This window comes from Bradyrhizobium sp. LM2.9 (genome assembly GCF_054056555.1).
In genome coordinates, this window is the sequence record NZ_JBSRYJ010000002.1 from 5,809,811 (window position 1) to 5,821,517 (window position 11,707).

11 protein-coding genes, 1 tRNA gene and 4 pseudogenes are annotated in these 11,707 nt (G+C 60.9%); 4 read left to right on the forward strand and 12 right to left on the reverse strand.

Annotated features, from left to right (window positions below; translation table 11 throughout):
- Positions 1–258 precede the first annotated feature (258 nt).
- The 9 genes and pseudogenes from ACVWW3_RS30065 to ACVWW3_RS30105 form a co-directional block, all read right to left on the reverse strand.
- Complete coding sequence (locus ACVWW3_RS30065) at positions 259–654, reverse strand: flavin reductase family protein (RefSeq protein WP_456672432.1); 396 nt, start codon at positions 652–654, stop codon at positions 259–261.
- Between the two features lie 9 nt (positions 655–663).
- Positions 664–1,119 (reverse strand): annotated as a pseudogene (locus ACVWW3_RS30070) (ferredoxin reductase); the annotation flags it as partial.
- 286 nt (positions 1,120–1,405) lie between these two features.
- Positions 1,406–2,029 (reverse strand): annotated as a pseudogene (locus ACVWW3_RS30075) (cytochrome P450); the annotation flags it as partial.
- A gap of 56 nt (positions 2,030–2,085) precedes the next feature.
- Positions 2,086–2,436: a hypothetical protein gene (locus ACVWW3_RS30080; protein WP_456672235.1), complete on the reverse strand. Its 351-nt coding sequence runs from the start codon at positions 2,434–2,436 to the stop codon at positions 2,086–2,088.
- The gene (locus ACVWW3_RS30085) at positions 2,433–3,074 is read right to left on the reverse strand and encodes an FAD-dependent oxidoreductase (protein ID WP_456672236.1); all 642 of its coding nucleotides are present in this window, start codon (positions 3,072–3,074) and stop codon (positions 2,433–2,435) included. The genes ACVWW3_RS30080 and ACVWW3_RS30085 overlap by 4 nt, the downstream gene beginning before the upstream one ends.
- A 10-nt stretch (positions 3,075–3,084) precedes the next feature.
- A complete protein-coding gene (locus ACVWW3_RS30090) occupies positions 3,085–3,753 on the reverse strand; it encodes an FAD-dependent oxidoreductase (RefSeq protein WP_456672237.1) in 669 nt (222 codons plus the stop codon).
- Positions 3,744–4,595, reverse strand: coding sequence for an ABC transporter permease (locus tag ACVWW3_RS30095; RefSeq protein ID WP_456647747.1), 852 nt, complete (start codon positions 4,593–4,595; stop codon positions 3,744–3,746). The genes ACVWW3_RS30090 and ACVWW3_RS30095 overlap by 10 nt, the downstream gene beginning before the upstream one ends.
- Positions 4,588–5,363 (reverse strand): annotated as a pseudogene (locus ACVWW3_RS30100) (ABC transporter ATP-binding protein). Before ACVWW3_RS30100 ends, ACVWW3_RS30095 begins: the two are co-directional and overlap by 8 nt.
- 41 nt (positions 5,364–5,404) lie before the next feature.
- Entirely contained in the window at positions 5,405–6,421 is a 1,017-nt protein-coding gene (locus ACVWW3_RS30105) for an ABC transporter substrate-binding protein (protein ID WP_456647745.1), read from the reverse strand.
- 138 nt (positions 6,422–6,559) lie between these two features.
- On the opposite strand from ACVWW3_RS30105, the gene ACVWW3_RS30110 reads away from it, so the two are divergent.
- The 3 genes and pseudogenes from ACVWW3_RS30110 to ACVWW3_RS30120 all read left to right on the forward strand — a co-directional run bounded on the left by ACVWW3_RS30110 (position 6,560) and on the right by ACVWW3_RS30120 (position 8,476).
- Complete coding sequence (locus tag ACVWW3_RS30110; protein WP_456672238.1) at positions 6,560–7,135, forward strand: LysR family transcriptional regulator; 576 nt, start codon at positions 6,560–6,562, stop codon at positions 7,133–7,135.
- Between the two features lie 4 nt (positions 7,136–7,139).
- A complete protein-coding gene (locus ACVWW3_RS30115; protein WP_456672239.1) occupies positions 7,140–7,496 on the forward strand; it encodes a LysR family transcriptional regulator substrate-binding protein in 357 nt (118 codons plus the stop codon).
- 189 nt (positions 7,497–7,685) lie between these two features.
- Positions 7,686–8,476, forward strand: a pseudogene (locus tag ACVWW3_RS30120) (helix-turn-helix domain-containing protein).
- 43 nt (positions 8,477–8,519) lie between these two features.
- Here the strand turns inward: ACVWW3_RS30120 and ACVWW3_RS30125 are convergent.
- A tRNA-Ser gene (locus ACVWW3_RS30125) sits at positions 8,520–8,609 on the reverse strand.
- Positions 8,610–8,806: 197 nt separating this feature from the next.
- Between ACVWW3_RS30125 and ACVWW3_RS30130 the strand changes: the two genes are divergently transcribed.
- Positions 8,807–9,148: a hypothetical protein gene (locus ACVWW3_RS30130; RefSeq protein ID WP_456647743.1), complete on the forward strand. Its 342-nt coding sequence runs from the start codon at positions 8,807–8,809 to the stop codon at positions 9,146–9,148.
- A 33-nt stretch (positions 9,149–9,181) separates the two neighbouring features.
- On the opposite strand, the gene ACVWW3_RS30135 is transcribed toward ACVWW3_RS30130, so the two are convergent.
- Entirely contained in the window at positions 9,182–10,645 is a 1,464-nt protein-coding gene (locus ACVWW3_RS30135) for a trehalose-6-phosphate synthase (protein ID WP_456647742.1), read from the reverse strand.
- Between the two features lie 239 nt (positions 10,646–10,884).
- A complete protein-coding gene (gene otsB / locus ACVWW3_RS30140) occupies positions 10,885–11,706 on the reverse strand; it encodes a trehalose-phosphatase (protein WP_247345041.1) in 822 nt (273 codons plus the stop codon).
- Between the last annotated feature and the right edge of the window lies 1 nt (position 11,707).

Here is an 11,707-nt window from a genome sequence, read left to right on the forward strand (position 1 = left end):
CTTGCCGTCCGAGAATTCCTCTAGCGTCAAGACGAAATCGAAATAGGAACGCCACGGAGTGAATTCGCGGTCGAACCTCTCATAGGACGCAACGAACGATCTCTTGACGCCGAACACAAAGTCGGAATTGAGGTACTGGTCATGGAGGACACCAAGCGCAGCGACACACCTTGCGTTTCTTGTCGCAGAAATTTTCGAAGGTGCTGGAGCGATGGTAAGGATCGGATACGCCGCAAAGGTTCATCACTTCTCGCCAGCCTACAGATCAAGAACCAGGCGATCGCCTTTGCAGCCGCCACAGCATACCATCATCGATTTATTCGCGGCCTTTTCCTCGGCGCTCAACACAGAATCCCGGTGGTCCGGCTCGCCGGCGAGGACCTGCGTTTCGCATGAACCGCAAACGCCCTGCTCACACGACACCGGCACCTCGACACCGACCCGGCGGAGCGCATCGACGATGCGCTCGCCCGGCTCGACCCTGACGATGCGGCCGCTGCCGGCGAGTTCGACGTCAAAGCCACCGCTCCGCGCCGCTTCGTGCCTGGCCGAGAAATATTCGAGATGCACGCATTCCTTCGGTCGGACAGCGAAAATCCGTTCGAATGCTTGCATCATCGGCTTCGGCCCGCAGCAATAGAAATGCGTGTCCACCGGCGCACCGGCCTCGATGCTTGCGAGATCGAGTACCGAGCCGGCCTCTTCGTCGATGTGGAGATGAACATTCGGATCACCCGACAATTCATCGAGAAACGCAACTTCGGATTCGGCGCGAGCCGCGAAGTAGAGTCGATGCGTCAAGCCGAGCTGCGCGGCGCGGCGCTTCATGCTGATGATGGGCGTGACGCCGATCCCGCCCGCGATGAACACGCTGTTCCGCGCGATTTCGACCAGCGGAAAGTTGTTGCGCGGTCCTGATATCCGGATGTCGTCGCCGACTCGCAGCTTCTCGAAAATGAAGGCTGAGCCGCCCAGGCCCGCGTGCTCGCGTTTCACGCCGATCTGAATTCTGCCCGCACCGCCCTTGCCGAGTACAACCGAATATTGCCGAGTCAAGCCGTTGGGCAGGTGCACGTCGATGTGCGCGCCCGGCGACGCCCTCGGGCAAGGGCGAGCCATTGGCCGATCGCAATGTGACCAGCCATATGTCCTTCGCGACTTCGACGATTCCGGCGACGGTAACCGCGAGATGGTTGAGCGGCTCGGCCAGTGAAATCGGCTGATCGCGCTTGGCTTCCCGGTCCTCGCCTGTCATGACCTCGACATGCATGGTCTTGAGACCGCGCAGCGCGTTGTTGATGCCCCATTGCTCGTCACGGATGACGAAACGGGTGACGCGCTTCGCCAGCGCCTGCAACAGGCATGTGATTTCGAGACGAGCAAGATGCATCCCGACGCAGATATGCGGGCCGAACCCGAAGCCGATATGGTCCCGTGTGTCGCGACGCACATCGAATATCTCGGGGCTTTTCCAGGCACGTTCATCCCGGTTCGCAGAGGCATAAAGCAGCAACATCCGCGTGCCCGCTGGCAACTCGACACCGTCGAACTCTGCATCCCGCGTGAGCACGCGGGTGAAGCCGCGCACGGGCGACTCCCATCGAATGCCTTCATTGATCGCGCCCGATATGAGGCTCCAGTCGCGTCGCACCAAGTCCCATTGATCCGGAAATCTTGCGAACGCGCGCACGATGTTCCCCGTGGCAAAGATGGTGGTGTCGAGGCTCGGGCTGATATAATCACGCATCATGGCCGGACATTTGTCGCGCGGAATATCACCACGTTCCGCCGCCCTCCAGATCGCGGCGGCCCAGCCATCGGGGCGCAGCGATCCGATCGTCGCCGGGTTCCTGCAATAGGCGTGCAGCTCTTCGATCTTCGGCATGGCCGCCTGCGCACGTCCATTCATGGGTCCGAGCGCATCGAAGGTCGCGCCCGCCCATTTCAGCATGTTGCCGCGGCCTTCCTCAGGCAGACCGACAAGGCGCGAGACGATCGTGACCGGTAGATATTGCGCCAGTTCGCTCATGACCTCGAATTCGCCCAGCCGAACGAGACGCTCGACAACGGCCTCAGCCTCGTCCTTCACCGATGCTGATATATTTTGCGCAGCGCGGGAACTGTGAGCGGCTCGCGGATAATCGCGCGCATGCGCGTGTGATCAGGAGGATCGCTTGTGATGGTGTTGCCGAGGCCGGCGGTATTAAGTACATCGTTGGCAGCGACGCCCTTGGCGCTCGAAAACAGTTCGTGATTCAGCAGTGCAGCCTTCACATCGGCATGGCGACTCATGGCCCACAGATTGTGCTTAGGCAGATACACGACCGAACCGAGTTCGCGGATGGCTCGATAATGATCGTAAGGATCGAGGATCACTTCGTCGGAGTAGAGGTCAACATCGTAAGATGACGAGTGGAGCGTACCGGGCGCATTCATATTGCGCTCTCCGTCCACGGATCGACTGCGAAGTTCTCCAGATTGGCGCTAAGAGCGGATTCGAGCTCTGCAAACGACACGTCCCGGACGGATCCGGCGCCAGCGAGTTTTAGCGCATGTGCAGCCGCCTGCCCCATCGCGAAGCATGGACCCATCACGCGCACCGAGGCAAGGGCTGCCGTGTCTCCATCGATGCAGCGCCCGGCTGCGACGAGATTGTCGGCGTCGCGATGGATCATGCTGGAAAGCGGCACATAGTGCATGTGGTCTGGATCTTCAAACTCTTCCCAATAGACGCGCTCGGCGGAGTTGTGGGCCTCGACGGGCCAGGTGCAGCGAGCCACCGCGTCCTTCGGTCGCCGGCCGCCGCGCACTTCATCAAGTGTGAGATGATGATCGGCCACGTACCAGCGTGTCTGACGAATGCCTGGCTGCCCGTAGGATCGGATGCGGGCGTTGGCCATAACTTCAGGGTACTCCGATTTGAAGAATTCCATCAGCACATCGGCTTGGTCCTTGCCCGCCAAAGCCGCATCGGCGGCGGCGATCGGTTCTGTGGGATTGGGGATGTGCGTCATGTTGACGGTTGCGATATCACGGCCGGGGTATTTGAAAATGAACCCGTCCCTGCGGGGCAAACCGAATTCGCTACTGCGGCGCTGCAGAGGCTTCCTCGACCTTGAACCCGTCGATCAGGTCGGCTTTGTCAACGTCGAAGCCTTCTATGATGAACATCTGAGTTCCCCATTGTGCTTCGTCGGGTTCGCGCACCGGAAGTCCCGCGTGCCATGCGACGGTGGAATCTCCGGAAGCATCGATGAATCCGTGAGCGGAGATTTTGAGGTCGCCCCAGCGGGTCGCCACATCAAGCGTCGTGACCCGACGGTCCACCATAGAGGCGTTGCGGACCACGCCTCCGAGAACGAGTTCCACCCCGGCGTCGCGAAGCGCACGTTCGGTCCAGCGCCCCGTCAACGCTTCATCATATTGCAGCACCAGCGTATTCAGAGCGCGACGCGCATGAATAGCATTGCGCTGCCAAAGGTCCTTCAGCAGGTCGTCGACAGGACCGAATGTGAGCCGGCGTGGCCGCGGTCCATTGTCGTAGAGCCCGCAGATCGTTCCAAGCAATGTCCCGACCAACTGCCCGCCGACATTTGGCATCGCTTCAACAAGGACGGTCTTGAGACCGAGTCTTGCGGCTGTCAGTGCCGCCATCGAACCTGCAGCACCGCTGCCGACGACGCAAATGTCTGCTTGCAGTCTTGTGGCTCCAGACGCCTTGGAAACGATATGAGTTGCAGAGTTCATCGCCATTTCAGCAGCGCCTTTTCGAGCCGGCCGAGCAGCCAGGAAATCACCAGCCCTGTCGCCGACAGCAGGAGAACGCCCGCCACGAGCCGATCCGTCTGCATGAGATTTCCGGCGAGCAGGATCAGCGCGCCGATGCCATATTCGGCGCCGATCATTTCGGCAGACACCAGGAGGATCAGCGCGATCGCCGCACTGATCCGAAACCCGGCAAGGACGCCGGGAAGCGAGCCAGGCAGGATGATCTTGAACACTATAGAGCGCCAGGAAAGTCCGAAGCTTTGTCCCATGCGGATCAGGCCGCGCGGAACATTGTCCACCGCGCTGAATGTGCTGATCACGGTCGGCGAGAAGACGCCGAGGACGATAACGGCGGTCTTGGAACTCTCTCCGATGCCGAGCCATACGATCAGCAACGGCAGGATGGCGATCATTGGAATGGGATAAAGCCCGGAAACGATGGGCAGCGCGCCAGCCCGGGCGACCGAGAAAACACCCATGGCGCAGCCGACGATCAGTCCCATGATCGTGCCGATGAGCCATCCGCTCGCCACGCGCGAGAGCGAAGCGACCACCTGGCTCGTGAAATCGTCGGCGGCCGCCATCTTGAGGAGTGCGCTTCCGACCTGAACCGGGCTGGGGAGGACCAACGGTGAAAGATATCCGGACGCTGCTGCCAGCTGCCAGATCGCCATAAGGCCGATGATCGCCGCCCAGCCGATCCAGGCATTCGGCCGAGGGTCGAATCCGCCGCCACGGAATCTGACGACCGCTTCCGGACCTTCATCCTTAGAACCCGTGGAGTTGCGCTGGGACGCGTCCTGCACCAGTTTGAGTGCGCTAGACATCGGCAACCTCGCGATCCGCCATCACGGCTTCTGCCTTGATCAGCGACCAGAGTTCATTGTGCAGTCTCGCCATTTCGGCCGCGGATTCCGGAAGCACACGCTGGTCGCGCGGGATGCCGACTGGGACGATCTTCTTGAGCCGGCCGGGCCTCCGCGAAAGCACGACGACCTTGTCTCCGACCCTCAGCGCCTCATCGAGGTTGTGTGTCACCCAGATGCCGGTGGCGGATTCGCGCCGGAAAATCTCGAGCAAGTCCTCGATCAGAAGGTCACGTGTCTGGGCGTCTAGCGCGGACAGGGGTTCGTCCAACAGCAACACCGCCGGGGTGACGGCAATCGCGCGCGCAATGCCGACACGTTGCTTCATGCCGCCCGATAGTTGCCTGGGCAGGGCCTCCGCGAAGTCCGAAAGCCCGCACATCGTTAGCGCGCGGCCGACGCGCGAGGCGAGTTCGCCTGCCGGAAGCTTGTGCTCTTCGAGCGCAAGGGCCACGTTTCCCCTGACCGTGTGCGCCAGGGCAACAAAGCGAAATCCTGGAACACGTAGGTCAGCGGATTGAGCGAACCCGCGGGAGGCGCCCCGCGCAGCCTGACTTCGCCGGATGAAGGCGCGATCAGCCCTCCGATGATGCCTAAAAGGGTCGATTTCCCGCAGCCCGAGGGACCAATCAGGCAGACCACCTCCCCGCTTTTGACATCAAAGCTGACGTTCTGAAGGGCATTGGTGCCGCCATACCAATGCGAGATCGCAGCAACCGACAGATCCATGGCTCGCTTCCTCTCTCGACTTCCTCAGGGAGGATCGACGGCTATTTAAAATTTTCCTTCACGACCTCTACGAAGGACGCATCGGCAACTTTGTCGACGGTGACGCCGGCATCGACAAAACCGCGGGCCTTGTACCAGTCGAGCTGCGCGGCGACGTTGGCGATATTGTAGCTGGCCTGCTTGTTGACATAGGGCAGGCCATCCATCACCACGGCCCGCGAGGTGTTGGTGTACTTTTCAATGATTGGGAAAAGCGCTTCAGCATCCTTGCCGAAGACATGCTTGCCACCGGCGTCGAGATGATTGAATGCCGCGTCGTATTCGGCCGTTGCGCGCTTATAGGCCTTGATGAAATGCTCTACCACGCTGCGGCGCTTGTCGATCATGTCCTTGGATGCGATGACGCCGGACACCTGCCACGGTGTTTCCGCCGCAACCCAACCAAGTAGTTTAACCGCGCCTCCCGCGCTCAGCGGATTGGCAACGAAGGATGGCAGCGCCGCAGCATCGACCGCGCCAGACTTGACGGCCCCAACCATGTTGGCGACCGACTGCAGTGGAACGACCGAAACGGCCTTGTTGTCCCAGCCATATTTGTCGGTGAGCATTCCAACATTGTAGTGGAACGTCGAACCGAGCTGCGTTACCCCGAAACGCTTGCCCGGCAAGTCCCTGATGCTCCTGAGGCCTTTGTCGTAGGCCTCGTTGGAAGCAACGACACCGATGAACTGATAGCCACGCTCCTCCCAGGCTTCCCCTGCGATGATGCGCAACGTACCCTGACCGGCCAGATTATACATGCCGGCCGTGAACCCGGTGATGCCGATATCGCAAGCGCCCGCCGAAACGGCCACGGCGACGGGTTGCGCGGCATCGAAATAGGCAAGGGTGATGTCGAGCCCTTCGTCTGCGTAGTAGCCTTTCTCGACGGCAATGAAATTTGCGGCCGACGAGGTGAACCTCAACCCACAGACCTTCACGGGATCGGCTGCGTGGGCAACCGAAGCCAGAGTCGAGATCGCGCAGGCCACAAGCCCAGCAATCGTGCGGTTTCTCATGAGAGATCCTCCCGTTTCCTTTTGGTTGGTTGGAAACAGAGAAGCCTGCTCAGGCCTATTGACACAATGAAAGCTTTTGCCATCTTCTATGCCTTGAAGGCATAGCAATTAGTGACGACATGACTGCCGACAGGACGAGTGAAGATTCCGTCGAATACGGACAAGTCAGGAAAACCGCTGCCGGACAGGCGGCGCCTGAGCCTCCGCCAGATTGAGGTGTTCCGGGCGGTTATGGCGTCAGGCACCTTGAATGGCGCGGCCAAAGTCCTGGCCACCACGCAGCCCAGCGTTTCGCGCATCGTGCAGCGTTGCGAGGACATTCTCGGTTTGACCCTGTTCAAGCGAACCAAGGGGCGGCTTGTCCCCACGGGGGAGGCCATTCGGCTGCTGGGTTTGGCAAGCAAGGTCTTCGATGAGCTGGACGAGCTAGGGAGTGCGGTTGAGCGCCTCGTCAACGGAGACGGAGGACTATTTCGAATCGGCGCCACCGGCAGCCCGGGTCGTGCGGTGGTGCCCAACGTCATCGCCCGCATGCACGAGGACCTTCCGAAGCTGCAGTTTCATATCGATGTTCTGATGTTGGAGCAGATCATCGACTACCTGCTCCTCCAAAAGGGAGAATGTGTAGTTTCTATCTTTCCAGTAGCTCACCCTTTGATCGAAAGCGTGCCAGTTCGTCCAATGCAAACTCGTTGCGCTTGTTCCGTCTGCTGATCCGTTGGCGGCTTTCGACAAACTGACGGCTACGGACCTCAAGGACAAGTTCTTGATCCTTTTTGAGCCTCGTACGCCCCACGGCTCGATCGCGGAAAAGCAGTTTAGAGAAATTGGGATCGAGCCGCACGTTGGCATACGGGTCCGCCATATCGAAACGGCGATAGGCCTTGTGCACGAAGGCGTTGGGATAGCAATCGTCGACGATGTCGCGGTCGTCGGTGAGACCGGCCGACGCTTCAGCACGATAGACATCGATGGCAGTCCGGCCCTTTCGGTGCATCTGAGCTGGAACCGTGAACAGTCGCAGTCGCAGATGTTTCGGCATTTCAGGCGACTGCTTCACCTACCCGCGCAATGAGGGACGACACCTGCCAGCACGTACTCGACATTGCCAGCCGGAATCCGCCGCCTGGACTTTCGCCGCCGGCGGTCCATCTCGATACTGACTAATTTTCTTCTTGGTTTTTGAGCGGCCCGAGACATAGGTGACATTTCGTACCGGACACATGGGTTACACTTTTCGCTTTTTTGCGAGCGGGAGGTGTGGATGCCGTGGAAAGCGAGTTCGGTTATGGAAGAACGCCTGCGCTTTGTCGCCCGCCTGTTGGACGGGGAGGCCATGACGGACGTGTGCCGGGATTTCGGCGTCTCGCGCAAGACCGGCTACAAGATGTTCGATCGCTACAAGGAGCACGGTCTTGAGGCCCTGAGCGATCGCTCGCGGCGGCCGGTGCGCTACGCCAACCAGCTGCCGGAGCAGCTCGAGAGCCTGATTGTCCGGCTCAAGGGCGAGAAGCCGCACTGGGCGCGCGCAAGATCCGGGAACTGCTGGTCCGACGGCTGGACGGCGATATCCGGGTTCCGGCCAAGAGTACCATCCATGCGGTGCTCGACCGCCATGACCTGGTCAAGCGCGCCGGCGGGCCGCGCCACCGCGCGCGCGGCACGCCGCTCTCCGCGGGCACAGGACCCAACGAGCTGTGGTGCGCCGACTTCAAGGGCGAGTTCAATACCGAACGGCCGCATGAGGCGCTGCAGATGAAATGCCCCGCCGAACTCTACCGCGCCTCACCACGCCGTTACGATGGCTTGCCCGAGTTGATCTATCCGTTCCACGATCGCGAGGTTCTCGTGACCGCTTGCGGGCGCCTTTGCCTGCATCGCAAGATCAACGTCTCGACCGTGCTGGCCGGCCAGAAACTCGGCATCAAGGAGGTCGACGACGGCATTTGGCTCGTCAGCTTCATGCACTATGATTTGGGATATTTCGACCTGGAGCAGAAAACCCTGCAACCCCTCGACAACCCGTTCGGCACGAGGTTGTCACCCATGTCTTAGGTACGACATGTTACCGATGTCTCCGGGCTGGACATTTGACGATTGGCGGAGAGAGTGGGATTCGAACCCACGGTACGGTTTCCCGCACACACGCTTTCCAAGCGTGCGCCTTAAGCCACTCGGCCATCTCTCCGGAGCGCACTCTCTTGAAGGGGCGCCGATGATTTTGCAAGGGATCGCGGGAAAATCGGGTGAAATTTCCGTAAGCTATTGTATTTCATGAATAATATCGGACGCGGCCTCAGCGTTCGGAACCCGCTACGGGCCGAACCGGCGGCGGGTTTGGTGCGACGATTCACTTGAGAATGCCCAACCACGACCGGGAGCACCATGACCATCCGTAACGCCATCATCGCGCTGAGCCTGATTTCGGCCCTTGCCGCCGCCTTCGCCGGACCGGCCGCTGCACAAATCTGCACCCGGCAAGGGGTCGACGTGAGCTGCGACGACGGACGGCGCGGGATGCTTTCGGGCGATGCCATCCTCTGGCCCGACGGCACGCGCTCGAGCTCGACACCGCACCAGAGCTTAATCATCGGCAACAAAAGCTCAGTGCTTGTCGGGCCTGGCGTGTTTGTCGGCCAGGGCAAGGGCATGGTGCCGCTGGACGATCCGAACGCGCCGAACAAGCGGCAGTGCGCGATTTTGGAGGGCGTGTCGTATTGCTATTGAAGGGTTGCAGCCACTCACCCGAAGGGAGAAGAGCTAAATCAACCGCACACCTGAGATCGCGGACTTCAGCCAGCGCAACGCCTGAGGCGGCTGTGCTTCGAGCGGCGCCACCGCGGCCTTTTCGGTCCGGCACTTCTCCAGCTCGGCGACAAAATCCGCCGACCATTGCTGGATGGTGTGGCCGCGCAGCTTCTTCATCATCGCTTCCCAGCGTATCTTGCGCTCGGTGAGCGGCATCGCGGCCGCGACCGCGATCGCGCGCGCCATGCCGTCGATGTCGTGCGGATTGACCAGGAGGGCAGTGTCGAGTTCGTTGGCCGCGCCGGCGAATTTCGACAGCACCAGCACGCCGGGATCGGCCGGATTTTGCGCGGCGACGTATTCCTTGGCGACCAGATTCATGCCGTCATGCAGCGGCGTCACCACGCCGATCTGCGCGGTGCGGTAAAGACCCGAGAGCACGGCCTGGCTAAATCCCTTGTTGAGATAGCGGATCGGTGTCCAGTCGGCCTCGCCGTGGCGCCCGTTCACGTCGGACACGAGACGCGCGACCTCGCTCTGGAGATTGCCATAGGCCTCGATGGCACCGCGCGAGGGATTTGCGATCTGCAACAGCGAGATGCTGCGCGCAAACTGCGGATGCTCGGTCCAGAGCCGGTCGAATGCGCTGATGCGGTTGACGAGGCCCTTGGAATAGTCGAGGCGGTCGACGCCGATTGCCAGCCGCTCGCCGTTGAGGCTGCGGCGCAGCCGCGACACGTCCGGATGCGAAACCGACTTCGCCGCATATTGCGCGAACTTCTCGGCATCGATGCCGATCGGAAAGACTTCGCAGCGAGTTCGGCCATACTGCGAGATCGCGACGCCGTCCTCGACAACGAGGCCAAGTTCGCCCGCCACATAGCCGAGAAAATTCTGACAATCGTCATTGGTCTGGAAGCCGAGCAGATCGTAGGCCAGCATCGCCGTGATCAGCTCGCGATGATTGGGCACACCCTGCATCACCGCGGCGACCGGCCACGGCGTGTGCAGGAAGAAGCCGATCGGGTCGTCGACGCCGAGATCGCGCAGTTCCGCGCCGAGCGCGAGGAAATGATAGTCCTGCACCCAGAACGCCGTTTGTGCTTTCCGGAAGCGCATCAAGGCGCGCGCCATGAACGTGTTGACCTCGCGATAGCTCACATAGTCATCACGCGAGACGCGGATCAGGTCGCTGCGCGAGTGCAGCGCCGGCCACAAGGCTGAGTTGGCAAAGCCTTCGTAATAGCCGCCATAATGCGCCGCCGGCAGATCCAGCGTTGCGATCGCACCCGAACCCAGTGCTTCAATCTCGGCAAACGGTTCCTTTTGATGGCCATCCCGCACGCGACCTGAGGAACCCACCCAGATTGCGCCTGAATTCTCAACGACCGGAAGCAACGCAGCCGCGAGCCCGCCCGTCATCGGCTCGTTAGGTTTGCCGCGCGCAACACGATTTGAAACGACGATTAAGTTCACAGGTCGTCCCCTCCTGTTCATTCCACCCCATTTAACTGCCGTTCATCAATATGGTTCCTGATCATCATTTCTTCGGATTGAAACCAAAATCAGGCGCGCGCGTTGGAACCAGTTTTCCTGGTGGGAACACGCCGATTTCGTTCAACAAAAACCGGTTTGGTGGCCGTGACATGCAGCACGAATAGCGCGCGCACCGGAACCATTGCGAGCGCCCAATGTGGCTCCGAGGTGTCGGCGCCTTATTCCAACCTTGTGTCGTCGAGCAGACGCGCGAGGAACGTGCGCACATCGTTCGGCGCATCGAAATGGCCGTCGACGCCGATGGCGCGGCGGCCCACCGAGAACGAGAGCCCGTTCATGTCGGGCATGATCGCGAACACGGTCTCGTCGGTGACGTCGTCGCCGATAAAGATCGGGCGGCGCCCCTTGAATGGCTCGTGCGTCATCAACTCGCGCACGCCGGTCGCCTTGGTGAAACCGGAATGCTTGATCTCGCAGACGAACTTGCCCGGCAGCACCTCGATCGGCGCATTGGGCAGGTCGGCGCGGATCAGCGAAACGGATTCATAGATCGCTTTCTCCGCATGTGGCGCGAGGCGGTAGTGCAGCGCCAGCGAATAGCCCTTGTCCTCGAGCAGAATGCCGGGACTGAGCTTGGCAACCGCCGCGAGCCGCCGCTTCAACTCCTTGTCCAGCGGCGGCGCGCTGACGGCATCGGCTTCGTTGTCCACCGAAAGCCGCATCTCCGCGCCGTGGCCGGCGACGGCGCGGAATACATCGGGCGCGAAGATCAGATCGATGTCGTTGAGCGAACGGCCGCTGACCATCGCCAGCGCGCCCGACGTGCGCTCCGTCAGCCGGTTCAGCGTTTCCGACAGGCTTGGCGGCACCCACACCTCGCGCGGCGTCGGCATCAGGTCGAGCAGCGTCCCGTCGATGTCGAGCAGAATCGCTGTCTCGTTGAGATGCGGCACGAGTGCGTGAGGCACCGGCACCGCATCGGGCGCTTCAATGTCGACCATGGTGCGCTTTTGATCCAGTTCAGCCAGTTCCGATTTCATA

Coding starts and splice junctions, on each gene's coding strand:
- ACVWW3_RS30130 (WP_456647743.1), top strand. CDS start 8,807: ATGACCATCCGTAACGCCATCATCGCGCTGAGCCTGATTTCGGCCCTT.
- otsB (WP_247345041.1), bottom strand. CDS start 11,706: ATGAAATCGGAACTGGCTGAACTGGATCAAAAGCGCACCATGGTCGAC.
- ACVWW3_RS30090 (WP_456672237.1), bottom strand. CDS start 3,753: ATGGCGATGAACTCTGCAACTCATATCGTTTCCAAGGCGTCTGGAGCC.
- ACVWW3_RS30095 (WP_456647747.1), bottom strand. CDS start 4,595: ATGTCTAGCGCACTCAAACTGGTGCAGGACGCGTCCCAGCGCAACTCC.
- ACVWW3_RS30080 (WP_456672235.1), bottom strand. CDS start 2,436: ATGAATGCGCCCGGTACGCTCCACTCGTCATCTTACGATGTTGACCTC.
- ACVWW3_RS30105 (WP_456647745.1), bottom strand. CDS start 6,421: ATGAGAAACCGCACGATTGCTGGGCTTGTGGCCTGCGCGATCTCGACT.